The sequence below is a fragment of the Amycolatopsis plumensis genome, from assembly GCF_042652605.1.
Taxonomy (GTDB): domain Bacteria; phylum Actinomycetota; class Actinomycetes; order Mycobacteriales; family Pseudonocardiaceae; genus Amycolatopsis; species Amycolatopsis plumensis.
This window is the reverse complement of sequence record NZ_JBHSJY010000001.1, coordinates 5,143,647-5,169,107: the sequence shown is the minus strand read 5'-3', so window position 1 is coordinate 5,169,107 and position 25,461 is coordinate 5,143,647. Positions and strand designations below refer to the sequence as shown.

Annotated in this window: 25 protein-coding genes; 12 read left to right on the top strand and 13 right to left on the bottom strand. The window is 73.0% G+C overall.

The window, feature by feature from the left end; all coding sequences use genetic code 11:
* Positions 1-5 precede the first annotated feature (5 nt).
* Complete coding sequence (locus tag ACFPLC_RS25040) at positions 6-788, top strand: L-histidine N(alpha)-methyltransferase (protein WP_378193421.1); 783 nt, start codon at positions 6-8, stop codon at positions 786-788.
* Here the strand turns inward: ACFPLC_RS25040 and ACFPLC_RS25035 are convergent.
* From ACFPLC_RS25035 to ACFPLC_RS25025, 3 genes are all read right to left on the bottom strand, one after another.
* Positions 752-892, bottom strand: a complete 141-nt coding sequence (locus ACFPLC_RS25035; RefSeq protein WP_378235934.1) for a hypothetical protein — start codon at positions 890-892, stop codon at positions 752-754. The genes ACFPLC_RS25040 and ACFPLC_RS25035 overlap by 37 nt on opposite strands.
* Positions 877-4,122, bottom strand: coding sequence for a tetratricopeptide repeat protein (locus ACFPLC_RS25030; RefSeq protein ID WP_378193424.1), 3,246 nt, complete (start codon positions 4,120-4,122; stop codon positions 877-879). The genes ACFPLC_RS25035 and ACFPLC_RS25030 overlap by 16 nt, the downstream gene beginning before the upstream one ends.
* Positions 4,123-4,362: 240 nt before the next feature.
* A complete protein-coding gene (locus tag ACFPLC_RS25025; RefSeq protein ID WP_378193427.1) occupies positions 4,363-5,091 on the bottom strand; it encodes an alpha/beta fold hydrolase in 729 nt (242 codons plus the stop codon).
* Positions 5,092-5,137: 46 nt separating this feature from the next.
* On the opposite strand from ACFPLC_RS25025, the gene ACFPLC_RS25020 reads away from it, so the two are divergent.
* The 3 genes from ACFPLC_RS25020 to ACFPLC_RS25010 all read left to right on the top strand — a co-directional run bounded on the left by ACFPLC_RS25020 (position 5,138) and on the right by ACFPLC_RS25010 (position 8,114).
* Positions 5,138-6,391 carry a cytochrome P450 gene (locus ACFPLC_RS25020; protein ID WP_378193430.1) on the top strand — a complete coding sequence of 418 codons (1,254 nt, stop codon included), beginning with the start codon at positions 5,138-5,140 and terminating at the stop codon, positions 6,389-6,391.
* Positions 6,391-7,284: a LysR family transcriptional regulator gene (locus ACFPLC_RS25015; RefSeq protein WP_378193433.1), complete on the top strand. Its 894-nt coding sequence runs from the start codon at positions 6,391-6,393 to the stop codon at positions 7,282-7,284. Before ACFPLC_RS25020 ends, ACFPLC_RS25015 begins: the two co-directional genes overlap by 1 nt.
* Positions 7,285-7,367: 83 nt before the next feature.
* Positions 7,368-8,114, top strand: a complete 747-nt coding sequence (locus tag ACFPLC_RS25010) for an SDR family NAD(P)-dependent oxidoreductase (protein ID WP_378193436.1) — start codon at positions 7,368-7,370, stop codon at positions 8,112-8,114.
* A gap of 17 nt (positions 8,115-8,131) precedes the next feature.
* Here the strand turns inward: ACFPLC_RS25010 and ACFPLC_RS25005 are convergent, their stop codons facing one another.
* Both ACFPLC_RS25005 and ACFPLC_RS25000 read right to left on the bottom strand, forming a co-directional pair.
* Positions 8,132-8,491, bottom strand: coding sequence for a nitrilase-related carbon-nitrogen hydrolase (locus tag ACFPLC_RS25005; RefSeq protein WP_378193439.1), 360 nt, complete (start codon positions 8,489-8,491; stop codon positions 8,132-8,134).
* Between the two features lie 244 nt (positions 8,492-8,735).
* Complete coding sequence (locus ACFPLC_RS25000; protein ID WP_378193442.1) at positions 8,736-9,515, bottom strand: DUF1295 domain-containing protein; 780 nt, start codon at positions 9,513-9,515, stop codon at positions 8,736-8,738.
* A gap of 30 nt (positions 9,516-9,545) precedes the next feature.
* Between ACFPLC_RS25000 and ACFPLC_RS24995 the strand changes: the two genes are divergently transcribed.
* A complete protein-coding gene (locus tag ACFPLC_RS24995) occupies positions 9,546-10,757 on the top strand; it encodes a threonine synthase (RefSeq protein ID WP_378193445.1) in 1,212 nt (403 codons plus the stop codon).
* On the opposite strand, the gene ACFPLC_RS24990 is transcribed toward ACFPLC_RS24995, so the two are convergent.
* The gene (locus tag ACFPLC_RS24990) at positions 10,754-11,107 is read right to left on the bottom strand and encodes an arsenate reductase family protein (RefSeq protein WP_378193448.1); all 354 of its coding nucleotides are present in this window, start codon (positions 11,105-11,107) and stop codon (positions 10,754-10,756) included. The two genes, ACFPLC_RS24995 and ACFPLC_RS24990, sit on opposite strands and share 4 nt — an antisense overlap.
* Positions 11,108-11,160: 53 nt before the next feature.
* Between ACFPLC_RS24990 and ACFPLC_RS24985 the strand changes: the two genes are divergently transcribed.
* The gene (locus ACFPLC_RS24985; protein WP_378193451.1) at positions 11,161-11,754 is read left to right on the top strand and encodes a TetR/AcrR family transcriptional regulator; all 594 of its coding nucleotides are present in this window, start codon (positions 11,161-11,163) and stop codon (positions 11,752-11,754) included.
* Positions 11,751-12,374 (top strand): enoyl-CoA hydratase/isomerase family protein, encoded by a 624-nt coding sequence (locus ACFPLC_RS24980; RefSeq protein ID WP_378193454.1) that lies wholly within the window; start codon positions 11,751-11,753, stop codon positions 12,372-12,374. The genes ACFPLC_RS24985 and ACFPLC_RS24980 overlap by 4 nt, the downstream gene beginning before the upstream one ends.
* 315 nt (positions 12,375-12,689) lie before the next feature.
* Here the strand turns inward: ACFPLC_RS24980 and ACFPLC_RS24975 are convergent, their stop codons facing one another.
* The 5 genes from ACFPLC_RS24975 to ACFPLC_RS24955 form a co-directional block, all read right to left on the bottom strand.
* On the bottom strand, positions 12,690-13,922 hold the full coding sequence (locus tag ACFPLC_RS24975) for an HNH endonuclease signature motif containing protein (protein WP_378193455.1): 1,233 nt from the start codon (positions 13,920-13,922) through the stop codon (positions 12,690-12,692).
* A gap of 85 nt (positions 13,923-14,007) precedes the next feature.
* The gene (locus ACFPLC_RS24970; protein WP_378193458.1) at positions 14,008-15,240 is read right to left on the bottom strand and encodes an RNA polymerase sigma factor; all 1,233 of its coding nucleotides are present in this window, start codon (positions 15,238-15,240) and stop codon (positions 14,008-14,010) included.
* Between the two features lie 5 nt (positions 15,241-15,245).
* Entirely contained in the window at positions 15,246-15,596 is a 351-nt protein-coding gene (locus ACFPLC_RS24965; RefSeq protein WP_378193461.1) for a YciI family protein, read from the bottom strand.
* Between the two features lie 76 nt (positions 15,597-15,672).
* Positions 15,673-16,488: an NAD(P)H-binding protein gene (locus ACFPLC_RS24960; RefSeq protein WP_378193464.1), complete on the bottom strand. Its 816-nt coding sequence runs from the start codon at positions 16,486-16,488 to the stop codon at positions 15,673-15,675.
* A gap of 53 nt (positions 16,489-16,541) precedes the next feature.
* Positions 16,542-16,913, bottom strand: coding sequence for a YciI family protein (locus ACFPLC_RS24955; RefSeq protein WP_378193467.1), 372 nt, complete (start codon positions 16,911-16,913; stop codon positions 16,542-16,544).
* Between the two features lie 163 nt (positions 16,914-17,076).
* On the opposite strand from ACFPLC_RS24955, the gene ACFPLC_RS24950 reads away from it, so the two are divergent.
* Together ACFPLC_RS24950 and ACFPLC_RS24945 are read left to right on the top strand one after the other, a co-directional pair.
* Complete coding sequence (locus ACFPLC_RS24950; protein WP_378193470.1) at positions 17,077-18,159, top strand: exo-alpha-sialidase; 1,083 nt, start codon at positions 17,077-17,079, stop codon at positions 18,157-18,159.
* Between the two features lie 2 nt (positions 18,160-18,161).
* Positions 18,162-18,446 carry a ubiquitin-like small modifier protein 1 gene (locus ACFPLC_RS24945; RefSeq protein ID WP_191310208.1) on the top strand — a complete coding sequence of 95 codons (285 nt, stop codon included), beginning with the start codon at positions 18,162-18,164 and terminating at the stop codon, positions 18,444-18,446.
* On the opposite strand, the gene ACFPLC_RS24940 is transcribed toward ACFPLC_RS24945, so the two are convergent.
* Positions 18,421-19,800, bottom strand: a complete 1,380-nt coding sequence (locus ACFPLC_RS24940; RefSeq protein WP_378193473.1) for an MFS transporter — start codon at positions 19,798-19,800, stop codon at positions 18,421-18,423. The genes ACFPLC_RS24945 and ACFPLC_RS24940 overlap by 26 nt on opposite strands.
* A 24-nt stretch (positions 19,801-19,824) precedes the next feature.
* Here ACFPLC_RS24940 and ACFPLC_RS24935 point away from each other — a divergent pair, with 24 nt between their 5' ends.
* Both ACFPLC_RS24935 and ACFPLC_RS24930 read left to right on the top strand, forming a co-directional pair.
* Positions 19,825-20,256: a MerR family transcriptional regulator gene (locus ACFPLC_RS24935; RefSeq protein ID WP_378193476.1), complete on the top strand. Its 432-nt coding sequence runs from the start codon at positions 19,825-19,827 to the stop codon at positions 20,254-20,256.
* A 53-nt stretch (positions 20,257-20,309) separates the two neighbouring features.
* The gene (locus ACFPLC_RS24930; protein ID WP_378193479.1) at positions 20,310-21,947 is read left to right on the top strand and encodes a DUF2079 domain-containing protein; all 1,638 of its coding nucleotides are present in this window, start codon (positions 20,310-20,312) and stop codon (positions 21,945-21,947) included.
* Between the two features lie 3 nt (positions 21,948-21,950).
* Here ACFPLC_RS24930 and ACFPLC_RS24925 read toward each other — a convergent pair whose 3' ends face one another.
* The gene (locus ACFPLC_RS24925) at positions 21,951-23,018 is read right to left on the bottom strand and encodes a serine hydrolase domain-containing protein (protein WP_378193482.1); all 1,068 of its coding nucleotides are present in this window, start codon (positions 23,016-23,018) and stop codon (positions 21,951-21,953) included.
* A gap of 142 nt (positions 23,019-23,160) precedes the next feature.
* On the opposite strand from ACFPLC_RS24925, the gene ACFPLC_RS24920 reads away from it, so the two are divergent.
* Complete coding sequence (locus tag ACFPLC_RS24920; protein WP_378193485.1) at positions 23,161-25,431, top strand: molybdopterin-containing oxidoreductase family protein; 2,271 nt, start codon at positions 23,161-23,163, stop codon at positions 25,429-25,431.
* The last annotated feature ends 30 nt before the right edge of the window (positions 25,432-25,461 follow it).

Here is a 25,461-nt window from a genome sequence, read left to right as displayed (position 1 = left end):
GCCTCATGGACACCGCTTACGTGCACGGATACACCGAACCCGAGACCCGCCGCCTCGGCGACCAGGCCGACACCCTCGCCGACCTCCTGCACGCGGGCACGGCCTACCCCGCCGGCTCCCGCGTGCTCGAGGCCGGCTGCGGCGTCGGCGCCCAGACCGTCCACCTAATGGCCCGCAGCCCCGGCGCGCACCTGACCGCGGTCGACGTCTCCGCGGCATCGCTGCGGCAGGCGAAAGCCCGGGTGCGCGGCGTCGACTTCCGGCAGGCCGACCTGTTCGACCTGGACGGCGAATACGACCACGTCTTCGTCTGCTTCGTGCTGGAACACCTGGCGGAGCCGGAAAAAGCCCTCGCGCACCTGAAGACCCTGCTGCGGCCCGGCGGCACGATCACGGTCATCGAGGGCGACCACGGTTCGGCGTTCTTCCACCCGCGCAGCGAGCACGCCCAGGCCGCGGTCGACTGCCTCGTCCGCCTGCAGGCCGACGCCGGCGGCGACGCGCTCATCGGCCGCCGCCTCCACCCGCTGCTGACCGGCGCCGGGTTCGGCGATGTCAGCGTGGCACCGCGGACCGTCTACGCCGACGCGTCCCGGCCCACGCTCGTCGCCGGGTTCACCCGCGACACCTTCACCGCGATGGTCGAAGGCGTGGGCGAAACCGCCGTCGCCCGCGGGCTGATCACGCAGGACCGCTGGGACCTCGGTGTCGCGGACCTGCACCGGACGACCCGCGAAGACGGCACCTTCTGCTACACGTTCTTCAAGGCCACCGGGAGCAGGCCGTGAAGCCCCGGCCCCGGCTCGCGGGCAGCACTGACGTCGTCGACCGCGACCTCGAACGGCTGGCACACGACCTGGCCGCCCTCGAGCCCGGCTACCCCGCGACGCACTCCAAGGCCGTCAGGTGGTTGCGGACGCGGATCGCGCCGGGTACGCGCTCCCCGGCGTAACAGGCCAGCGCGCGTTCCCAGTGCTCGCGCGCGGCCTCCGGACTGCCGAGTCCACTGTGGACTTCCCCGAGCCCGCAGTGGGCCCGGCCCTGTTCGGGACGGCAGCCCGTTTCCTTGGCCACGGCCAGTGCTGCGCGGTGGTACCGCAGCGCGTCCGCGGAGGCACCGCGCGCCGCGGCGAGGCTGCCCAGGCTGTTGAGCACGCGGGATTCCACGCCGCGGTCACCGCATTCGCGGGCCAGGCTCAGCGCTTCTTCGAGGTGCTGGGCCGCTTCCGCGTGGCGGCCCTGCGCCAGCCGCACGTCGCCGAGGTGCTTCAGCGCGACACTGCGGTTGGGCGGGCTGCCGGTCTCCTGCGCGATTTCCAGCGCGCGCTCCAGGTGTTCCGCGGCTTCGGCGTACCGGCCGCGCGCGTGCTCGACGTCGCCCAAGATGCCCAGGGCGTACCCCTCGCTCACCCGGACACCCATGGCCCGCAGGTGCCCCAGCCCCTCTTCCAGGACGCGGACCGCTTCGTCGTGCCGGCCCAGCGCCGACAGCGCGTCGCCCAGGTTGACCAGCGCGTAGCCCTCGCTCGTGCGGTCGGCGATGTCGCGTGCCAAGGCGAGCGCCTCTTCCAGGTGGCCGATCGCTTCGCCGTAGCGGCCGATGCCGCGGCAGGAACAGCCGAGCACCACCAGGACCAGGCCCTCGCTGGTGCGGTCGCCCGTTTTCCTGGCCAGGGCCAGCGCTTCCGTGGAGTACCGGATCCCGTCGGCGAACCGGCCCAGCGCGCGGCACACGAGCCCCAGCGTGTTGACCGAGTGGATTTCGGTGCGCCAGTCGCCGGTCTCCCGGGCCAGCACGAGCGCCTCCTCCAGGTACCGCAGGGCCTCCGGCGACCGGCCGACGCGCCAGTGGCCCAGCGCGATCAGGATGAGCGGTTCGGCCTCGGCCGCCCGGTCGCCGGTGTGGTGGGCCAGCGCCGAGGCGTGCGTGTGCAGCACCAGCGCTTCCTCGTGGTAGCCGCCGACGTCGAGGTAGTGCCACAGGATCCCGGACAGCAGCCGGAGGTGGTCGGGCCAGCCGTGCCGGGTCGCGTGCGCGGCGACCGCCAGCAGGTTGCGGCGCTCGACCTCCAGCCACGCGGGCGCGTCGAGCACCTTGACGTCGGGGTCCGGCACGCGCGGCCGCAGGTGCCGCTCCTGGGGCAGGACGACGTCCATCGCCTGCCCGGCCGAGGAGACGTAGAAGTCGAACAGCCGCTGCTGTGCCTCGCGGCTCTCGGCCGCGTCCTCGGCCGCGAGTTCGGCGGCGTAGACGCGCAGCAGGTCGTGCAGCTGAATGCGGTCGTCGCCGGTCTGCTGGGCCAGGTGGGCGCGCACCAGGGCGCCGGCCAGCCGTTCGGCCTCCGGCAGCGGGACCCCGGCGAGCGCGGCCAGCGCGGGCGGCGTCAGGTCACGGCCGGGGTGCAGGCCGCAGAGCCGGAACACGCGCGCGGCGTCGGCCGCGAGGTTGCGGTAGGACCAGGAGAACACCGCACGGACCGCGGTCAGCGGGTCGCCGCCGCCGTCGAGCAGGTCGAGCCGCCGCCGTTCGTCGGCGAGCTCGTCGGCGAGCGCGGCCAGCCGCTCCCCCGGGCGGCTCAGCGCCAGCTCCGCGACCAGCCGCAGGGCCAGCGGCAGCCGGGCCGCGTAGCCGATCAGCGCCGCGGCGGCCTCGGGTTCGTCGTCGACGCGCGAGCCGAGCAGCGCCCGCAGCAGGTCACGGGCCTCGGCCTCGGTGAGCAGGTCGACGAGCACCCGGCGGGCGCCGTGCCGGGCGACCAGCCCGGGCAGCGCGTCCCGGCTGGTCACCAGCACCAGGCAGGTCGGCGAGCCGGGCAGCAGCGGGCGGACCTGCCCGACCGCGTTCGCGTTGTCCAGCACCAGCAGCATCCGCCGCCCGGTGAGCGCGGTGCGGAACTTCGCGGCGCGCTCGTCCGGCTCGGCGGGGATGTCCGCGCCCGCGACGCCGAGAGCGCGCAGGAACCCCGACAGCGCGTCACCCGGGTCGACCGGCCGGACCGTGCCGTAGCCGTGCAGGTCGAGGTAGAGCTGGCCGTCCGGGAACTCCCCCGGCACGCGCTGCGCCCAGTGGACGGCGAGCGCGGTCTTGCCGACCCCGCCGGTGCCGGAGAGAACGGCGATGCGCGCGCTCGTGTCGCCTTCTTCGCGACGCAGCAGCGCGTCCAGCTCGGCCAGCTGGGCGGCGCGGCCGCGGAAGCCGGGCACGTCCGCGGGCAGCTGGGCCGGCACCCGGGCCGGTGGCTCCGGCGCGGCGAAGTCCTGCCGCAGCACCTGCCGCTGGGCCGCCCGCAGCTCGGGACCGGGTTCCAGGCCGAGCTCGCCGGCCAGCCGCCGGCGCACCTCGTCGAAGACGTCCAGCGCGGCGGCCTGCCGCCCGGACGCGGCGAGCGCCAGCATCAGCTTGGCGTGCGCGGACTCGTTCAGCGGCTCCTCGGCGGTCAGCACCCGCAGCTGCACGGCCGCGTCTTCCGGCGCGGCGACCTCGGCGTAGGCCAGCACGGCCTTGGCGCGCCGCATCGCCAGCCCGAGCCGGGCGGGGTGCTGGCGCAGCCGTTCGACGTCGGCGAGCGCGGGGCCGCGCCAGAGGTCGAGCGCCTCGGCGTAGGCGTCCCGCGCGAGAAGGGCTTCGAAGCGCAGCAGGTCGAGCTCGTCCTCGCCGGCCGCGAGCCGGTAGCCGCCCTTGTCCGTGACGATCAGGTCGGCGGGCCGCAGCGCCCGCCGCAGCCGCGCGACGTAGGTGTGGAGCAGCTCCAGGCACGACGGCGGCGGCTCGTCCCAGATGACGTCGACGAGGTCCTCGCGCCGCACGGTCCGGTTCGGCTGCAGGGCCAGCAGCGCCAGCAGCAGGCGCTGTTTCTCCGCCCCGATCTCCACTTCTTCGGTGCCGCGCGTCACCGTCAGCGGGCCCAGGACGCCGAGCCGCACGGGCTCCGGCGGGGCTTCGGCGAGCGCTTCCCGCAGCTTGCGGGCCGTCTCCGGCCGGGGCCGCCGGACGCTGCCGAGCTCGGCGTTGCGCACCGCGCGCAGGCTCACTCCCGCGCGCTCGGCGAGCTGCGCCTGGGTGAGCCCGGCGAGCACGCGGCGGTCCCGCAGCCATCCGGCGAACGACGGGCCTTCGTCCACAGGCGTCCTCTCCTGCGTCCCCCGAGCGGAACGTACCTCTCCAGCATCACGATCGTGCCGCCCGAGCTGTACCACCGATCGGCGAAGATAACCGTTTCCGCAGGTACGGACCGTGACGGCGGCGGGGAACGGGAGTACAGGCGCTCGTCCACCGCCCTTTCCTAGGCTGTTCGCGTCCGATGGTGGCGAGGGGTTGGCGGAGCAGCCGTCGAGTGGGGTACGACGGCTGCACCCGCTCCTTCACACCCCGAAGCGCTCGAGCAGGGCCCGCACGGCGGCCGGGTCCTCGACGTGGGCGTTGTGCCCGAGACCGGCGAGCGTGACGGCGCCGGGATCGAGCGCCCGCAGCTGCTCCGGACGGCTCATCGGATCGTTCTCGCCCGCGGCGAGCACGACCGGGCAGCGCGCCCCGGCCAGCAGGGCCGGCATGTCCGGTGCGCCGAGGCCGAACGCGGCCGGGTCCATCGCGAGGCGCCAACCTCCCTCGGTCTCGCGAAGCCCGGCCGGGTCGGCCGGCGCGATCCCGAGCAGTCCGGACACCTTCAGGTACGCCTGCTCGGCGTCCACCCGCGTCGCGAACACCCGCGGTGGCTTGGCCGCGAAGGACGCCGCCCGGTTCAGGTCGTCCTGGCTCCACTCGACCTTCACTCCGACGGCCAGCACGCCGTCGACCTCGACGCCGTACCGGCCGGACGCCAGCTCCAGCGCGAGGACGCCGCCGAGCGAGTGCCCGGCGACGATCAGCGGCCCGCCGTCCGGCAGCGCCCGGGCGACCGCCTCGGCGAGCGTGGCGAAGCTGTAGTGCGGCAGCGGCGCGGACGGGCCGTGGCCGGGCAGGTCGGGCACCAGGACGCGCCGGTCGACCTGGACGGCGAAATGGTTCCAGACGGCGCCGGTCGCGCCGAGGCCGTGCAGGAGGAGGACGGCCGGTTCGCCCTTGCCGCCGATGCGCATGTTGAGCGTGTCCATCCGCGCAGCCTCCCAAATTGTCGGTGCACGCGGCTAGGGTCGGGCCGTGACGATCACCGATCCGGACACCTACGTGCGAGGTGTCCCGTACGAGGAGCTGGCGCGGCTGCGGCGCGCCGGCCCGGTGGTGCGCGTCGACGACTTCTGGGCCGTGCTCGGGCACGCCGAGGTGCGGCGGGTACTGCGGAATCCGGCGGTGTTCTCCTCGCAGCTCGGCGAAACGCAGATCCGCGACGCGGCCGACCTCGCGTACGTGCGCCGGATGATGCTGAACATGGACCCGCCGGAGCACGGCCGGCTGCGCGGGCTGCTCACGAAGGCGTTCACCCCGCGCGCGATCTCGAAGCTCACTTCGCAGATCGAAGGCTGGGCGCGGGACCTGGTTGCGGCGGTCGCCGATCGCGGGGAGTGCGACTTCGCGGCCGTGGCGGCCGATCTTCCGCTGCTGACGCTGGCCGGGGTGTTCGGCGTGCCGGAACAGGACCGGCGGCTGATGTACGACTGGAGCAACCGGGTGATCGGCTACCAGGACGCCGAGTACGCGGTCAGCTCGACGGTGTCCCTGGCCGAGGTGAGCGACCTCGCCCGGGCGGCGCTCGCCGTCCGGCCGTCACCGGGGCCGGACGGGTCGATGCCGGACCCGCGGACGCGCGCGGGCATGCCGGATCTCTACGCGTACGCGAACGCCCTCGGCGAGTACAAGCGTGAGCACCCGGGCGACGACGTGATGAGCAACCTGATGCGGCACGTCGGCGACGACGGCGGCCGCGTCTCGCTCGCCGAGTTCGAGAACCTGTTCTGGCTGTTTTCCGTGGCGGGCAACGAAACTCTGCGCAACGGCCTGCCCGGCGGGCTGTTCGCGCTGCTCTCCCACCCCGCGGAATACCGCCGGTTGCTGGCCGACCGGTCGCTGCTTTCCTCGGCGGTCGAAGAGATGTTGCGCTGGTGGACGCCGGTCATGCACTTCCGGCGCACGGCCGCGTCCGACGTCCGTCTGTCCGGTGTGGACATTGCGGCCGGGGACAAGGTCGTGGTGTGGTTCTCTTCCGCCAACCGGGATCCTGCGGTGTTCCCCGACCCGGACACCTTCGACATCGGCCGGACACCGAACGACCACCTGACCTTCGGCCACGGCCCGCACTTCTGCCTCGGCGCGCACCTCGCGCGAGTGCAGCTGCGGGCGATGTTCGACGCGGTGCTCGACCTGCTCGGGTTCGTGGAGCTCGCCGGAGAACCCGTGCGGCTGCGGTCGAACTTCCAGAACGGCCTCAAGTCACTGCCGATCCGGTGGGGCCGCTGATGGAGATCCGCGAGCTGAAGGCGTTCGTCGCGGTCGTCGAGGCGGGCGCGATGTCGAAGGCGGCCCGGCAGCTGCACGTCAGCCAGCCGGCGCTGTCCCAGACGATCACGGCCCTCGAGCGGCGGCTCGGCGTCCGGCTGCTGGTGCGCACGAGCACCGGCGTCCAGGTCACCGACGCCGGGACGACACTGCTCGGCGAGGCCCGCGCGGTGCTGGCGCGCCACGACCAGGCACTCGCGGCCATGGCCCGGCACACCGCGGCCGGCGGCGGCGTGCTGCGCGTCGGCGTCCCGCTGGAACTGCCGCCGGACCTGCTGCCCTCGGCGCTCGCGCGGCTGCCGGACACGCGGGTCCAGGCCCGGCACCTGTCGTCCGTGGCGCAGGTGGCCGCGCTGCGGGCCGGCGAGCTGGACGTCGGGCTGGTCCGCGAGCGCCCGGCCGGACCGGATCTGGACGCGGCGCTCGTGGTGACCGAGGACGTCGGCGTCCTGCTGGCCGCGGACCTGGTCGAGAAGCTGGGCTCGCCGGTCCGGCTGGAGGACCTGGCCGGCCTGGAGTGGTTCGCCTTCCCGCGGGCGGGCAGCCCGGCCTGGTACGACGAGCTGGCCGCGATCCTGCGCAGTCACGGCCTCGACGTCGGCCCGGAGGTGCCGGAGGAGCAGCGGCTGATCGTCGAGCTGAAGATCCCGGCGGTCAGCGCGGGCGGGGCGTACGCGTTCGCGCCGCCCGAGTGGCCGTACCCGCTGCCGGACACCGTCCGGTGGGTGCCGCTGGCCGGGAACCCGATCGTCCGGCGGACCTGGGCGGTGTGGCCGGCGGCGTCGCGTCGGCGGGACGTCGCCGAGTTCGTCGCGGCGCTGGAAGACCATCGGCGGAACGGATCGGAGGTATAAGGAGGGCCGAACCCGGTTCCGGAAGCCTTCTCCGGGAGATCTCGCTTGAACCCTTCGACCGAGAATTCGAAGGAGTTTGAACGATGACTGCAGAACTGTCCGGGTCGACGGCACTGGTGACCGGCGGGACGAGCGGGATCGGCCGCGCGACGGCCGTCGCACTGGCCGGGCTGGGCGCGCACGTCGTGCTGTCGGGCCGGGACGCCGGGCGCGGCGCCGACGTCGTCGCGGCGATCCGCGCGGCGGGCGGCAAGGCGGACTTCGTCGCGGCAGACCTCGTCGATGCCGCGTCGGCGCGCGCACTCGTGGATCGCGCGCGGGAGCTGGGCGGGCCGATCGACGTGCTGGTCAACAACGCCGGGATCTTCCCGACCGGCCCGACCGAATCCTTCGCCGAGGCGGACTTCGACGCGGTCTTCACGACGAACGTGAAGGTGCCGTTCTTCCTGGTCGCCGCCTTGGCGCCGGAGATGGCGGCGCGCGGCCACGGCGCGATCGTCAACGTGTCCACGATGGTCGCGGTGCGCGGCATGGCGGGCATGGCGGTGTACGGCGCGTCGAAGTCGGCAGTCGAGCTGATGACGAAGGCGTGGGCGGCGGAGTTCGGGCCGTCCGGCGTCCGGGTCAACGCGGTCAGCCCGGGCCCGACCCGCACCGAAGGCACGGCGGCGTTCGGCGACGGCCTGGACGAGCTGGCGGCGGCAGGCCCGGCCGGCCGAGTGGCCTCCCCGGAGGAGATCGCGGCGGCGATCACGTTCCTGGCCACGGGTGACGCGAGCTTCGTCCAAGGCGCGGTGCTGCCGGTGGACGGGGGCCGCTTGGCGGTGTGAGCCCTCGCGGGACGGCGTCACTTCAAGAAGGTGACGCCGTCCCGGGAGCGTTCGTCCACCGTCAGCGCGAACACGTCCGGCCGCGCGTAGTGCCCCGAGACGTCGAGGCTCTTGCGCGCCTCGACGATCTCCGCCAGGTCGATCTCCGCCGTGATCACGCCTTCAGCGTCGTGCAGCGGGCCGGCCAGCACGTCGCCGAGCGGGCCGACGATCACGCTTCCGCCGCGGAACGGGTCGTCGCCGTCGGTCTCGTACGGGCACGCCGAAACCACGAAACAGCGGCCTTCGTCGGCGATGTGACGCATCGACGCCTGCCAGACGTCGCGGTCGTCCGCCGTCGGGCCGCCGGGAGCGTCGAACCGTCGCCGCGGCCCCAAAACAGGCGTTCGCGGGCCGTCGGGACGAGCTTGCGGTGCTTGGCGACCAGCCCGAGGGCCGGGTCGAGGAACACCACCGTGCTGTACAGCGTCGAGCCGTCGCGCTCGATGACGCCGACGACCAGGGTCGCGCGGCGCGCCCGGCCAGCTCGGTGACTCGGGCCCGGGCACCGTCACGGCGGCGCGGAAGTACTCCACGAGTCGACCGGGACGCCGGTGGCGACCTGCAGCGCGGCGACGACCGTCATCCGCGGACCGGCCACGGGACGACCGCCGACGTCCGCCGCTGGTAGTCCGCGTATTCGGGGTACCGCGACTTCGTGATGCTCTCGGTGAACCGCGTCGAGCCCACGAACAGCAGGGTCAGCAGGACGGCGCCGGCGACCGTCCACTGCAGACCGCCGGCGACGACGCCGAACGCGGCGATCGCCCACCACTGCGCCTGCTCGAAGAAGAAGTTCGGGTGCCGCGAGTAGCGGAACAGCCCGGTCTGCAGGAACCGCGTCGGCGCCCGGCCCGCGTGCTTCTCGCGGTGGAACGCCCACTGCTGCTGGTCGGCGACCGTCTCCCCCACCAGGAAGCCGGCGAACACCACCGCGACGACGACGTCCGCCACGCCGAACCCGCCGGGGTGTTCCAGCGCGGTCAGCGCGGGCAGCGTGATCAGCAGGAGGATCACGTTCTGGTACAGCGAGATGAAGAAGAAGTTGAACAGCTGGAACTGCCACGGCGCCATCCGCTCGCGCAGCACCGCCCACCGGTAGTCTTCGCCGCCGGGCGCGTACCCGCCCTTGCGGGCGAAGTTGAACGTCAGGCGGGCACCCCACAGCGCCACCAGCGCGAACATCACGTCGAGCCGCGCGTCGGCGAACCCGGCGGCGCCGGCGAAGATCCCCACGTAGGCCACCGGCACAATCGACCAGATCCGGTCGACCCAGGAGTACTCCCTGGTCAGCACGGAGGCCAGCCAGGTACCGAGCGTCATCCCGGCGAAGACGAACAGGCACACCCACAGCGCGTCCATGTGCTCACTTTAGGACCTAGGATCGGCGATGTGCCCTACTCGTTCCTCAGCCACCTGGAATGTTCCCGGACGGGCGAACGCTTGGATGCCGACACCGTCCAGGGCCTCTCCCCGGCGGGTGCGCCGCTGCTCGCGCGCTACGACCTCGACCGCGTCCGCGAAGCCGTGACGCCGAAGGAGATCGCCGGGCGCGAGCCGACGCTGTGGCGCTACCACGAGGTGCTGCCCGTGCGCTCGGCCGAGCACGTCGTCAGCCTCGGCGAGGGCATGACGCCGTTGCTGCGGCTGCCGCGCTACGGCCGCGAGCTGGGCCTGTCACGCCTGTGGATGAAGGACGAAGGGCTGGTCCCGACCGGCACGTTCAAGGCCCGCGGCGCCGCGGTCGGCGTCTCGCGGGCGGCCGAGCTGGGCGTGCGCGGGATCGCGATGCCGACGAACGGCAACGCCGGCGCAGCGTGGGCGCTGTACGCGGCGCGCACGGGGCTGTCGAGCCTGGTGGCGATGCCGGACGACGCCCCGGCGATCACCATGCGCGAGTGCGTCGCCGCCGGGGCCGAGCTGTACCGGGTGGACGGTCTCATCGGGGACGCGGGCAAGCTCGTCGCGGCGGCGGTCGGGCGGCGACCCGGCGTGCAGGACGTCTCGACGCTGAAGGAGCCGTACCGCATCGAGGGCAAGAAGACGATGGGGTACGAGATCGCCGAGCAGTTCGGCTGGCGGCTGCCCGACGTCATCCTCTACCCCACCGGCGGCGGCGTCGGCATCATCGGGATCCACAAGGCGTTGCTGGAGATGCGGGAGCTGGGCTGGGTTTCCGGTCCGCTGCCGCGGCTGGTCGCCGTCCAGGCCACCGGGTGCGCACCGATCGTCACGGCCTTCGAGCGCGGTGAGCGGGAAAGCAAGCCGTTCCCGGACGCCCGGACGGTCGCCTTCGGCATCACGGTGCCCAAGGCGCTGGGCGACTTCCTCGTGCTCGACGCCGTGTACGCGACCGGGGGCACCGCGATCGCCGTCACCGACGAAGAACTGCTCGCGGCGCAACGCGAACTGACCTCTTACGAGGGCACCTTCGTCTGCCCGGAAGGCGGAGCGTGCTTCGCCGCGCTGAAGCACCTTCGCGAATCAGGGTGGCTCGAAGGCGACGAAGACGTCGTCGTGCTCAACACCGGCGCCGGGATCAAGTACCCGGAGACGGTGCCCCTCGACGTCCCGCTCCTGGCCAAGACGGACGCGATCCCCTAAAGGACCGACCGCACCGTTTCGGGGTCGCGGGCGACGACCGTCGTGCCGTCGTCGGCCGTGATGATCGGCCGCTGGATGAGCTTCGGGTGCTCGGCCAGCGCCTCGATCCACTTCGGCCGGTCCTCGGGCGTGCGGCCCCAGGTCTTGAGGCCGAGCTCCTTCGCGACGGGCTCGGCGGTGCGCGTGATGTCCCACGGTTCGAGGCCCAAGCGCGCCAGGACGGCTTCGAGTTCGGCCACCGTCGGCGGGTCCTCGAGGTAGCGGCGCACGGTGTACTCCGCGCCGGCCTCGTCGAGCAGCGACACCGCGGACCGGCACTTCGAGCACGCCGGGTTGATCCAGATTTCCACGGCGGCAGCCTACCGCGCTGGTTTTGGAGCACGTGTTCTGTTACGGTCGCGCCATGCCTCGCCCCCGCGTCCACGACCTCGACGCGCTCCTCGACGTCGCCGAGCGGCTCGTCGCCTCCTCGACGGAGGTGACGGTCCGTGGCCTGGCGGCGGCCGCGGGTGTCCCGAACGGGACGATCTACCACGCCTTCGGGTCACTCAGCGCCCTGCTGGCTCGGGTCTGGCTGCGCGCGGCGACGGCGTTCCTCGACCTCCAGACCTCACTCGTGGACCAGGCGGCCTCCCCGGTGGAGGCGGTCGTCGCGGCCGCGGACACGCCCGCGGAGTTCGCGTTGCTGCGTCCCGACGGCGCGCGGATGCTGCTGAAGGTGCGGGGCGACCGGCTGTTCGGGCCGGAGCTGCCCGACGAGCTGGCGGACGCCCTGCACGCGGTGGACAAGCGCTTGGTCGCCCTGCTGATCCGGCTCGCCCGGCAGCTGTGGGACCGCGGGGACGGCCTGGCGGTCGAGGTGATCACGACGTGCGTCGTCGATCTGCCGACCGCGTTCTTCCGGCGCGACATCACCGATCCGCTGGTGCGGGAAAGGCTGGCCGCCGCGGTGCGGGCGGTGCTGACCGTGCCCCCTCGAGAAAAGGACCGACCGTGACCGTTTCCGTGCTCGATTGGGGCGACGGCGAAAACCGCTTTTCCCCGGACTGGCTGCAGCGCGTCCATTCCTTTTTGGACGGAGTCGAGGGCGCCCTGGTGACCACCGGAGGCGGCAAGTTCTACTCGAACGGCCTCGACCTCGAATGGCTGACCGCCCACAGTGAGCAGGCGTCCGAGTACGTGGCGGAGGTGCAGGAGCTGCTGGCGCGCGTGCTGACGCTGCCGGTCCCCACGGTCGCGGCGATCAACGGCCACGCGTTCGGCGCGGGAGCGATGCTGGCGATGGCGCACGACTTCCGCGTGATGCGCGCGGACCGGGGTTATTTCTGCTTCCCGGAGGCGGACATCAACATCCCGTTCACCCCGGGCATGGCGGCACTGATCCAGGGCAAGCTGACCCCCTCGGCGGCGGTCGCATCGATGACGACGGCCCGCCGCTTCGGCGGCCCCGAGGCGGCGGAGATCGGGTTGGTGGACGAGGTCGCGGCCGAGGGCGAAGTGGTGAAGGTGGCGCACGAGCGAGTGGCGGTGCTGGCGGGCAAGGACCGCGGAACGCTGGGCGCGATCAAGGAGACGATGTTCGCACCGGCGGTGGCGGCTTTGCGGGCGGCGGGGTAGGCCTCCGGCCCCCGGTATCCAGCTTACCGGCCACCACCGACAGTTTCCGGCGAGCGACGGGAGCGAGCGGCGAAAAGCGACCGCGCGGGCAGCTCCCGTGGGCGGCCGGATCGAGCGCCAAGACGTGCCTGTAGCGAGGTGCGCGAGAGAGTGCGAGCCGCTTGGGGCTGAGGCGGTTTTGACGCTGCCGCAAGCAGGTTGAGCCGTTGCTGCCGATCGTCACGGTCGGGTCGGCGGTGGTTGTGGAGCCGGCAGCGTGGATCGAAGGCATGGGTTTGGGCCCGCAGCCGTTGTGGCTGCGGGCCTGTCCCGTGTTCAGGCTGCGAAGGGCAGTGGTTCGTGGAGGTTGTTGCGCCGAGGTTTTCGGCGGCGGTCGATGAACTCTGGCGGAAGGAACTCCGGTAGGCCATCGGCGGCGATGCGGACTTCCCATCCTGAGCGGTGCAGGAGCCGGTGATGGTGGGCGCACATCAGGACCAGATTTCTCAGGTTGGTGGCGCCGCCGTCAGCCCAGTGGCGGATGTGGTGCCCTTGGCAGTGCCGGGGTGGCCGGTGGCAGCCCGGGAACGCGCAACCCCGGTCCCGCAGGAACAACGCCCTCCGCAGCCCCGCGGAGATCAGGCGGCGCAGACGGCCAAGGTTGAGGGGTTCGCTCTTCGCGCCCAGGACCGCGGGGATGATCATGGCGTCGCAGGCGTGCACCCGGGCTTCGGCGGCCGAGAGGGTGCCGGTGTCGCCGAGGGTGGCCGTGCCGACTCCGGACTTCAGGTCTTCCAAGGAGACCGTGACCATGACGTGGGCTCGTTCCCCGGCCTGCATCGGCAACTCCGGAGAGTTCAAAGCCAGGTCGACCGCGTCGGAGAAAGCATCCCCGTACCGCTGCGGCAGTGTCCGCAAGTCCGGACCCTCATCACCGGTCCGGCGTTCGGCCAGCGCATCCAATAAGGCACTGGCTCGGGTACCCGTCTCGTCATCGAACCTGCCGCTCAACTCCCAGAACCCGGATCGCTTGCGGCGCAGGAACAGTTCTCGGGTCGGCGCGGCGGGTTCGGTGTCGGTGGGTTCGGAACCGTCGGGGTTGAGGTGGGCGAGGATGCGGGCGCCGAGCGCGGCGACCTGCTTGTGTCCGGCCTCCTCGGCGAAAGCCAGCAGGTTGGCCTCGGCGCTCTCCCGGTGCTCGCAAGGAACATCGGCGAGCACACCCGTGATCACATCGATCATCGGATTGCTCAACTGCCCAGCGCGGGCAGCGGCTCCCGTTGCGGGTGCCAAAGCGGGGATCGGACTGCCATCAAGGTTACGGCCCGGATTCAGCAAACGAGCCCGCTTCACCAACCGTTCAGCAGCAGCCTTGAGAATATCGGCGAGATGTTCCAACAACCGCGCAACAGACCGATACCCGAACACCTCCATCACCCCACGCTGCTCAATCTCCACCAGCAGCGCACCGAATCCGGCTTCAGCGGCCCGCATGGACGCGACGAACTCCCCGATGCGGTCGGCAAAAGCCACCGCCTCCGAGGAACACACAGTCGCGTCGCTGGTCATACCTCCAAGCTACCGAGATTCGAACACATGTCATCACTCGATCAGGTAAGTCCACATGCGACTATCCGCACCCCGGAACAGCGCCTCACTCCCCCAGCCGCCCCCGCAAATGGGCCCGCTCGGGCTCGGTTCCGGCCAGCGACAACGCCTCCCGATACGCCGCAGCCGCCTCCTCGTGCCGCCCGAGCCGGCTGAGCAAGTCACCCCGAGCCGCCGGGAACGGGCTGTACCCGCGCAACTTCGGCTCCCCCGCCAGGCCGTCCAGCAACGCCAGTCCCGCCGCCGGGCCGTCGCGCATCGCCACCGCCACCGCGCGGTTCAGCTCCACCACCGGTGACGGCGCCAGCCCCAGCAGCACGTCGTACAGCGCCACGATCTGCGGCCAGTCCGTACCCGCCACGTCCGCCGCCTCGTCGTGCAGGGCCGCGATCGCCGCCTGGACTCCGTACCAACCCGGGGGTCCGCCGGTCAGGGCCACTGTCACCAGGTCCGTCCCCTCGGCGATCAGCGCCTGGTCCCAGCGGCCGCGGTCCTGGTCGTCCAGCAGCACCAGGTCGCCGGCCGGGCCGGTGCGGGCGTCGCGGCGGGCGTGGACCAGCAGCAGCAAGGCCAGCAGGCCCGCGACCTCCCGTTCCCCCGGCAGCAACCGCCGGAGGATGCGAGCCAAGCGGATGGCCTCCTCCGCCAGGTCGAGCCGCTGCAGGTCCGGGCCCGAGCTGGCCGCGTACCCCTCGGTGAAGATCGAATAGACGACCTGCAGCACACCCGGCAGCCGCCCGGGCAGCTCGTCCGCGTCCGGCACGCGGAACGGAATCCGCAGCGTGCGGATCCGGTTCTTCGCGCGCACGATCCGCTTGCCCATCGTCGCGCTCGGGACCAGGAACGCCCGCGCCACCTCCGGTGTCGTCAGCCCGGCGAGGCAGCGCAACGTCAGCGCCGTGCGGTCCTCGGCAGGCAGCGCCGGGTGGGCGCACGTGAAGAACAGCTGCAACCGCTCGTCCGGCAGGTCGCCGTCCGACAGGGGCGGGGCAGGCGCCGCGCGGTCGGCCTCGACCTGCAGCACCGCGAGCCGGGCCGCGTAGGCCTGGTCGCGGCGGAGCCGGTCGACGGCCTTGCGCCGGGCCGTCGTCATCAGCCAGGCGCCCGGCTTCGGCGGCACGCCCTCGGCCGGCCAGTGCACCAGCGCCGCCTCGATCGCCTCGGACGTCACCTCCTCGGCCAGGTCGAGGTCGCCGAACCGGCGCACGAGCGCGGCGAGCAGCAGCCCGCGCTCCTCCCGGAACACCGCCTCGATCGAGGCGTCCACCCGCCCCGCCACCACCGTCAGCCTTCGTAGCCGGCGAGCGGCCGCACCACGATCGACCCGCCGTCGCGGGCCCCCGGGCAGCGGGCCGCCCAGTCGAGCGCGACGTCGAGATCCGGCACGTCGACGACGAAGTAGCCGCCGAGCACCTCCCGTGATTCGGCGAACGGGCCGTCGGTGACGAGCCGCTCGCCGCGCTCGTCGACCCGCACCGAGGCGGCCGTGGTGAAGTCGGCGACCGAGTCGCCGCCGACGTACACCCCGGCTTCCTTGAGGGACTTGTCGAACAGCATCCAGTCCTCGGGCATGCTGCAGCCGGTGGGCGCGCCGTCGGCGTCGAGAGCGGCGTTGATCAGCATCAGGTACTTCATGGTTCCTCCTGGCTCGGTAGCCGTACGCCAGCACTACGAACGACGACCGGCCCGTTGGACAGGCGCCGGGCGGAAATCAGCGGAAGGCGCCCGCGTGCGCCTCGGCCCACTCGCCGAACGTCCGCGCCGGGCGCCCGGTCACCTCCGGCACCGTCGGGTGCACGGTCGCCTCGTCCAGGGTCCCGTCGACGTAGAAGTTCCAGAACGCGTCGACGTACTCGCGCGGCATGCCCGCCTCGAGCTCCGCCCGCGTCTCCTCGTTCGACAGCCCCACGAACCGCAGATCGCGCCCCAGCACCGAACCCAACACCGACACCTGCTCCACCGGCCGCATCGCCACCGGCCCGGTCAGCTCGTGCACCAGCCCTTCGTGCCCGCCGGCCAACGCGAGCGCCGCCACCGCCGCGATGTCGGCCGGGTCGATGCAGGCCACCGGGACGTCCGGGAACTGGACGCGGACCGTGTCGCCCGCGCGCAGCTGCGGCAGCCAGCGGAGGGCGTTCGACATGAACGCGCGCGGCCGCAGGAACGTCCAGTCCAGGCCCGATTCCCGCAGCGCGCGCTCGGACAGCGTCATGTACCGGGAGACGGCGTTGTCCAGGTCCTCCAGCGCCGCCGAGCCCCCGGACAGCAGCACGACCCGCCGCACCCCGGCCTCCCGCAGCAAGCCGGACATGTCCTCGTAGCCGGACAGCAGGAAGACGCCCTCGACACCTTTCAAGGCGTCCGTGAGGCTTTCGGGCGAGTTGAGATCGCCCACCGCGGCTTCGACGCCGTCCGGCAGCCGGACGTCCGGACGGCGCACCAGCGCCCGGACCGGGGCGCCCGCCGCCGCGAGTGCCGAAACCACTTCCGCGCCGACATTGCCGGTGGCGCCGGTGACCAGGAACATCGTTCGAACCCCCAGGAGAACGGTTCCGGTCAGCCTAGCGCCACCGGACGACGTCAGTCCTGCGTCGGCAGCTCGTCGAACTCGACGACCTGGCGGATTTCCACCTCGATCTCCTGGTCGAACAGCTCGACGTACCGCTTGGCGAACTCGACGGCCTCCGCCCGGTCCGCCGCGTTGATCAGCGCGAACCCGCCGATGACCTCCTTGGCCTCGGCGAACGGCCCGTCGGTCACGCGGATCGCGGCGCCGCGCGCCTTGCGGACCAGCGAGCCCTTCTCCGTCGGGTGGACGCCCTCCGCGGTGATCAGGATGCCCTTCTCCGCCGCCTCCTGGATGAACCCGCCCATCTTCGCGATGAAGTCCTCGCTCGGGTTCCACGACCGGGGGTCGTGCTCGTCGACCCGGTGCATCATGAGAAACCGCATGGTCTGCTCCCTGTGTTCGTCGGCCGGGGTCCGGTGCGTTCCCGGACGCGGTGACCGGCCTTCACCCCCGCGTCGAACGCACCGGTCCGGTGTTCGACATTTCCCCGGGGCAATTTTTCGGGCAGAGTATCTGTGACCTGCATCACTACGGAGAGGGGGTTCGATGTCCGTCCTGCTCGCGATCGGAACGCGCAAGGGTCTGTGGCTGGCCACCAGCACGGACGACCGGGTCACCTGGGAGGTGACCGGCCCGCACCACCCGATGACCGAGGTGTACGCGGTCGGCATCGACACCCGGCGCGCCACCCCGCGGCTGCTGGCCGGGGTTACCAGCGAGCACTACGGGCCGAGCGTGGCCACCAGCGACGACCTGGGCGAGACCTGGGCCGAACCCGACCACGCCCCGATCGCGTTCCCGGCCGACACCGGCGAGTCACTGGCCAGGGCCTGGCAGCTCGTGCCGGGCCCGGCGAGCGAGCCGGACGTCGTCTACGCCGGCACCGAGCCGTCCGCCCTCTTCCGCTCCACCGACGGCGGCCGCACCTACGAGTTCGTCCGCGGCCTGTGGGACCACCCGCACCGCGCGCACTGGACGCCCGGAGGCGGCGGCAAGGCCATCCACACCGTGCTCCCGCACCCCACCGACCCCCGGCGCGTCACCGTGGCCATGTCCACCGGCGGCGTCTACCGCACCGAAGACGGCGGCGAGTCCTGGAAAGCCAGCAACACCGGCATCAAGGCGGTCCATGTGCCCGACCCGTATCCCGAATACGGCCACTGCGTGCACAAGGTCGCCCGGCACCCCGCGGAGCCGGACAGGCTGTTCGCGCAGGTGCACCACGGCGTCTACCGCAGCGACGACGCGGGCGCGACCTGGCAGTCGATCGCCGACGGCCTGCCCAGCGACTTCGGCTTCCCGATGGTCGTCCACCCGAACCGGCCCGAGGTGATCTACACGTTCCCGCTGGCCGCCGACGCGATGCGGTTCCCGCCGGAGGGCCACTGCCGCGTGTACCGCAGCGAGGACGCCGGGAAGTCGTGGGAGGCGCTGGGCCCCGGCCTGCCGGACGGGTACTGGGCCGCCGTCATGCGGGACGCGATGTGCACCGACGACGCCGACCCGGCCGGGGTGTACTTCGGCTCGCGGACCGGCGACGTCTACGCCAGCCGCGACGACGGCGACAGCTGGCAGCTCGTCGCGGCGCACCTGCCCGACGTGCTGAGCGTCCGCGCCGCGAGGGTGTGACCGTGCGGATCACCGTGCTGCTGCCCGGAACGCTGCGGGAGAAGGCCGGCGGCGAAGCCCGGCTGGACGTCGAGGTCGCCGAGCCGGCCACGCTGGGTGCCCTGCTCGACGCGCTCGCCGAGCGGTACCCGGCGCTGGAACGGCGGTTGCGCGACGAGCAGGCGGGGCTGCGCCGGTACGTCAACTTCTACGTCGACGGCGAGGAGTGCCGCCGCCGCGACGGCCCGGCGACGGTGCTGCGCGAGGACGCCGAGGTGCAGATCATCCCGTCGGTCGCGGGAGGCTGAGCTCGTCGAACAGCGCCGCCGCCCGGTCGGCCGTCGCGGCCGCCCGGCGTCCGGTGCTGAGCAGCGCCAGGACCAGGACGCCGGCGCCGAGCCCGGCGACCAGCCACCACACGCCGTGGCCCAGGCTCGAGAGCGCGACCCCCAGGGTGGTACCGGTCTGCCGTCCGGCGGAGGCCAGCGACGCGGCCACCCCGGCCATCGACGCCGGCATCCCCGAGACGGCGGTGTTGGTGATCGGCGGGTTCACCGTGCCGAGGAACACGCCGAACAGCAGGAAGGTGGCGAGCACGACGGGCAGCGGCGTCGCCGGGCCGAGGAACGCCGAGGCGGCGCCGCCCGCGGCGAGCGCGGCACCGGCGACGACCAGCGGCCGGCGCGGCCCGCGCGTGCCGACGAACCGCCCGGTCCGCGGCGACAGAAGCAGCACGAGCACGCCGACCGGCAGGAGGCACAGGCCCGCCGTCAGTGGGGTCATGCCCCGGACGTCCTGGAGGTACTGCGTCGTCACGAAGAGGAAGGCGCCGAACCCGCAGAGCGCGAACAGCGCCATGACGATCGCCGCGCTGAAGGACACGCTGCGGAACAGCCGCAGTTCGAGCAGCGGGTCGGCGCGGCGCGGCTCGTAGGCCACGATGCCGAGCACGCCGAGCCCGGCGAGGGCGAGCAGGCCGAGGATCCACGGTGACGTCCAGCCCAGCCGGTGCGACTCGATGAGGGCGGCGACGACGCTGCCGAGCACCAGCAGCACGAGCACCTGCCCCACCGGGTCGAAGCGGCGCGCCCGCGGCGCCCGCGACTCGGGCACGAACAGCGTCGTGGCGACGAGCGCGGCGGCGATGATCGGGACGTTGACCCAGAAGACGGCCCGCCAGCCGAAGCCGTCGACGAGCACGCCGCCGAGGATCGGCCCGAGCGCCAGGGCCAGGCCGGACATCGAGCCGAACACACCGATGGCGCGGGCGCGCTCGGCCGGCGCGGGGAAGGTGGTGGCGACGATGGCCATCGCGACCGGGTTCAGCATGGTGCCGCCGACGGCCTGCAGCGCGCGGGCGGCGATCAGCCAGCCGATGCCCGGCGCCAGGCTGCACAGCAGCGAGCCGAGGCCGAACAGCGCGAGCCCGCACCGGAAGACCCGCTTGCGGCCGAACCGGTCGGCGGCGGACCCGGCGAGCACCAGGAAAGCGGCCAGCACCAGCGTGTAGGCGTCGACGGTCCACTGCAGGCCGGAGACGGAAGCGCCCAGGTCACGGCGGATCGAGGGCAGGGCGACGGTGACGATCGAGATGTCCATCACCACGACGACGATGCTGGCGCAGCAGATCGCGAGCACGAGGCCGGGACGGTTGGTGGTCATGCCTTCGACGCTAGGATTTAGAGCGTGCTCGAAGTCAACCCGATCCCCGCGGAGGGGCTGACCATCGCGGACGCGGCCCGCCGCACCGGGGTCAGCGCGCACACGCTGCGCTACTACGAACGGGCGGGCCTGGTGGTGACCCGCGTCGACCGCACCAGCGGCGGACGGCGGCGCTACCGGCAGCTGGACCTCGACTGGATCAAGATCTGCACCAAGCTCCGCGCGACCGGCATGCCGATCAAGACGATCCGCCGCTACGCGGAGCTGGTCGCCGCCGGCCGCGGCAACGAGGCGGAACGCCTGGCGCTGCTGGAAGAGCACCGCGCCGACGTATTGGCGAGGCTGGCGGAGCTGGAGGAGAACCTGAAGCTGATCGACCGGAAGATCGGCGTCTACCGGGGCCGGCTGGAGGCCGGTGACGCGGACGGGCTGTGGGCGCCGGCCGAGCCGCACTGACGACGGCCGCGGCTACCATTTCGGCGGCCCCCACCGCTCCCGGCAGGAGATCCATGACGCAGCCAGCGCTCGCCGACGCCGCCGGACCGGACGTCACCGCGCCGATCCCGCGGGTCGCCTCCCCGGCCGGGCGCGCGACCCGGCGGCTGCCGGACCTCGCGTGGTGGCTCTTCGCCGCCCTGCCCGCCGGCCTGGCGCTGCTGGCCGCCGTGCGGGCGCCGCGGATGGCCGTGCTGCTCGACTACTGGCACGTCTTCGCCAAGATCACCGACGACGACGGCCGGCTCCTGCTCGGGCAGGTCTTCACCTACCACCTCGACCAGCCGTTCGTCGTGCCGTCGCTGCTCTTCTACGCCGACGCGGCGTGGTTCGGCGGCGACAACCGCGTCCTGACCGTCCTGACGGTCGTCCTGCTCGGGGTCGCCGTGCTGGCGCTGCGCACGATGCTGCCCGAACACCCCGCCCGTGGCCCGCTGACGGCCGCCGTCTCGTGGCTGCTGTTCTCCTCCCACGCCACCGAACTCTGGGAGCAGGGCACCAACGGCATCAGCTGGGTCCCCGCGGTGACGGCGTGCACGATCGCCGTCGCCTGCGCTCACCGCGGCCGCCTGGCCGGCGCGTCCGCGGCCGCCGTCGTGGGCTGCCTCTGCTTCGGCGCCGCCCTGCCGATCTGGTTCGTGCTCGCCTTCGTGGCCTGGCTGCGGCGGGAATCCCGGCTGCGGGTCGCACTCCCGGCCGCGGCCGGTGTGGTGGTCCTCGGCGCGTGGTGGCTCACCAAGCCCGCCGGGTCGCAGTCGGGCGCTTCGGCGGCCTTCGACCCGGACGGGCGCCTCTCCGTCGTCGCCGCCGCCGTCGGCGGGCTGTGGTCGGTCGACATCGCCGTCGTCGCGGTGATCGGCGGCGGGCTCACGATCGCCGGGCTCGGCCTGCTGCTGCGGCGGACGGTCACCACCCGGCCGGTGGCCGACGCGGGCTGGGCCGGGCTGGCGCTCTACGCCTTCGCGCTGGCGTCGATGCTCGCACTCGGCCGCACGACGGCGGACGTGCCCGGCGGCAACGTCGGGCTCATCAGCCGGTACGTCCTGGTCGCGGCGCTGGCGACGAGCGCGCTGACGGTGCTGGCCGTCCTGCACCGTCCACAGTGGCCACACCGGTACGTCGTCGCGGCCGTCGTCACCCTGGCGCTGGTGACGCACGCGATCGGCGGCGGCAAGGCCGACCAGGTCCGCCGCAGCTACGCCCCGCTCAGCCTGTCCGCGATCGCGCTGCGCGTCGACGCGCCCGCGGCGCTGGAGGCCCTGCACATCCAGCGCGCCGCCGGTCCCGCCGCCCGCGCGCTGCAGGCGTACCCGTTCAACAGCGCGTTCACCTTGGACTGCCACGGTCCCGAGCTCGGCAGCCACGTCGACCTCGGCACGGCCCGGCCGGCGCGCGGAGCACTCGACGCCCCGGCCACCGACCCCGGCGCGATCGTCACCGGCTGGGTGACCCTCGACGGCGGCCGGCCGGACTGCATCCTCGTCACCGACCCGGCCGGCACGGTGACCGGCGGCGGCAGCGCGGGCCTGCCGCTCACCGCGGGCCAGGCCGCGGCACCGGGCGCGACGGCCTGGCAGGCGACGGCGAGCCCGACGACCGGGCCGCTCACCGTGCTGGCCGTCCGCGACGGGCACCTGTACCGGATCGGCTGACGCCTACCCCAGGCCGCTGTAGGCCGCGGCGACCATGGTCATGCCGCGGCCGTCGCCGACGACCGCGTCGAGCATCCGGTTCATCGCGTAGGCGACGGTGAGACCGGCGTCGAGGTCGTTGAACACGAGGGAACCGCCCATGCCGCCCCAGAAGCACGTGCGGCCGCTGATGCCGTAGCCCAGGCCGTACCGCATCGGGACGCCCAGGCCGTGGTCGAGGCCGTGGTACTGCTCCTCCAGGGCCCGCTCGCACCCGGCCCGCGACAGCAGCCCCGCACCGCCGGACGTGAGGACCGACTGGACGGCCGCCACCGACCGGGCGTTGCCGTAGCCGGCGCCCGACGGGATCTCCGCGCGCCGCCACGCCGCCGTGTTCGTGTCCTCCGGCACGAACACCGGGTTCGGGGCGGCGTCGAAGAGCTCGGTGGGCGGCGGCACGGTCAGCCCGCCGTGCGGCGCGAGGGTCGGCGCGACGCGGTCGTGAAGGCGGTCGGGCAGTCCGATGTGGAAATCGGCGCCCAGCGGCTCGGCGACTTCCGCCGCGAAGAACGCCCCGATGGTCCGGCCGGTGATCCGGCGGACGACCTCACCGAGCAGAAACCCTTGCGTGAGCGCGTGATAGCAGCCGATTTCCCCGGGCGTCCACCGCGGCTCCTGCGCGGCGAGCAGCGCGGTGACCTTGGGCGAGTCGGCCAGGTCGTCGAAGGTGATCGGCGTGTCCCAGACCGGAAGTCCCGCGGTGTGCGACAGAACGTGCCGCACCCGCACGTCCGCGGCGCCGAACTCGGGCCAGTACCGGACGAGCGGCGCGTCGAGGTCGAGCTCGCCCCGATCGGCGAGGACCAAAGCGCACAGGGCGAGCATCGTCTTGGTGCTGGAAAAGACGTTGGTGATCGTGTTTTCTTCCCAGGCCACGGTTTTCGCCGCATCGGCGTACCCGCCCCAGAGATCGGCCACGCACTCGCCGTCGACGACGACCGCGACCGAAGCTCCGACGTCGTCCTTGGCCAACGACTCCGCGAGCGCGTCGCGCACTTCTCCGAACCGCTCGTCGCACCTTCCGTGCACCATGGGAGCCGACTGAACTCCGTCCACCCCGGCCGCGCCACCGAATTACCGGGACGGGAATTTCCCACGGAATTTCCTTTATCAACTTGTAGTGCGCCGCCGGAGCGCGCCGGTGCCACGATGAATGCTCCGGATGGAGGCGCCGATGGCGACCGAAGTGGCGACGTTCTGCCCGCTGTGCGTGTCCCGGTGCGGGGCCACCGCGACCGTCGAGGACGGGCGCCTGCTGGCCCTGCGCCCGCTGCCCGGCCACCCCACCGGGCAGGCACTCTGCGTCAAGGGCAAGGCCGCGCCGGAGATCGTCGCGCACCCCGGCCGGCTGCTGCACCCGCTGCGGCGGACCGCTCCGAAGGGCGCGGCCGACCCCGGCTGGGAGCGCATCGGCTGGGACGAGGCACTGGCCACCGTCGCGGCCCGGCTGACGGCGATCGCCGCCGAGTCCGGGCCGGAAGCGGTCGTGTTCGGCAGCGCCTCGCCGTCGACGTCGGCCATGTCCGACTCGGTCGACTGGCTGACGCGGCTGCGGCGGGCCTTCGGCAGCCCGAACCTCGTCAGCTACATGGAGCTGTGCGGCTGGGGCCGCTACCTGACCACCACCTACACCTGGGGCGAGCCGGTGCCCGGCGCCTACCTGCCCGACCTCGAGCACGCCGGCTGCGTCCTCTACTGGGGCTACAACCCGTCGGTGTCCCGGCTCGCGCACGCCACGGCGACCACGGCCGCACTGCGGCGGGGCGCGAAGCTCGTCGTGGTGGATCCGCGCCGGGCCGGCCTGGCGAGCAAGGCCGACCACTGGCTGCGGGTCCGGCCCGGCACGGACGCCGCGCTGGCGCTGGCGATCACGCACGAAATGATCGAAAACGGCTGGTACGACAGAGAGTTCGTGGACCGGTGGACCAATGCGTCGTGGGCGGTCCGCGCCGACACCGGCGAGCTGCTGTCGCCCGGCGCCCCGGTGCCCGGTGGGGTGGCGACGCGCCGGGTCTGGGACCTCATCGCCGAAGAGTGCGCCCGGTTCGCCCCCGGCGTCGCCGAGCGGATCACCGGCGTGCCCGCGGACCGGATCACCGCCGTGGCCCGGCTGCTGTGGGAGGCGCGGCCGGTGGCGTTCTACACCTGGAGCGGGCTCGAGCAGCACAGCAACGCGACGCAGACCGTGCGGGCCATCAGCCAGCTGTACGCGCTCACCGGCTGCCTCGACGTGCCGGGCGGGAACGTCCTGTTCACCCCCGTCCGGACGAACCCGGTCGACGGGGCGGCGCTGCTGCCGCCCGGGCAGCGGGCCAAGGCCATCGGCGCCGCCGAGCGGCCGCTCGGCCCGGCGCGGTTCGAGTTCGTCACCGGAGAGGACTTCTACCGGGCGGCACTCGACGGCGTCCCGTACCGGGCCAGGGCGCTGGTCAACTTCGGCGCCAACCTGGTGCTGGCGCACGGCGACAGCGCGCGCGGCCGGGACGCGCTCAGCGCGCTGGACTTCTTCGTGCACACGGACCTGTTCCTGAACCCGACGGCCGAGCAGGCCGACATCGTGCTGCCGGCGACGAGCGCGTGGGAAGCCGAGGCGTTGCGGATCGGCTTCGAGACCAGCCAGGACGCGCAAGCCACCGTCCAGCTGCGGCGTCCCCTGGTCGCCCCGCGCGGCGAAGCCCGCCCGGACCTCCGGATCATCTTCGACCTCGCGCTCGCGCTCGGGCTGGGTGAGCACTTCTTCGACGGCGACATCGAAGCGGCCTGGCGTCACCAGCTCGCGCCCGCCGGGCTCACCCTCGAGCAGCTGCGGGCCGCGCCGGAGGGCATCCGCCTGCCGCTGCGGACGGTCCACCGCAAGTACGAACGGCACGGCTTCCGCACGCCGTCCGGCGTGGTCGAGCTGTACTCCGAGGCCCTGCTCAGGGCGGGACACCCGCCGCTGCCCGGCTACGACGAGCCGTCGCTCAGCCCCCTTTCCCGGCCGGACCTCGCGGCCCGCTACCCGCTGGTCCTCACCTGCGCCAAGTCGCTGTTCTTCTGCGAGACCCAGCACCGCGCGATCACGAGCCTGCGCAAGTCCGCCCCCGATCCGCAGGTCGAGCTGCACCCCGACGCGGCGGCGGCGCGCGGCATCACCGCCGGCGACTGGGTGCGGCTGGAGACACCCCGGGGCAGCGTCCGCGCCCGGGCGAAGTTCAACGTCAACCTCGACCCGGGCGTGGTGTGCGGCCAGCACGGCTGGTGGCAACCGGCGGCCGGGCTCGGCGAGCCGGGCTACCCGGTCGCGGGCGAGGGCAGCGCCAACCTCAACCTCGTGCTGGGCCAGGGCCCGAGCGACCCGGTGAGCGGCAGTTCACTCCTGCGCGCGTCGCTGTGTGAAATCACACGGGAAGCTCCGAGTCTTCAGGCGGCCGATGATCGTCCGGGACGGCGTCGTCTACCGTAAGGGCGGAACGGGGCCGGGTCGCTACCGGCC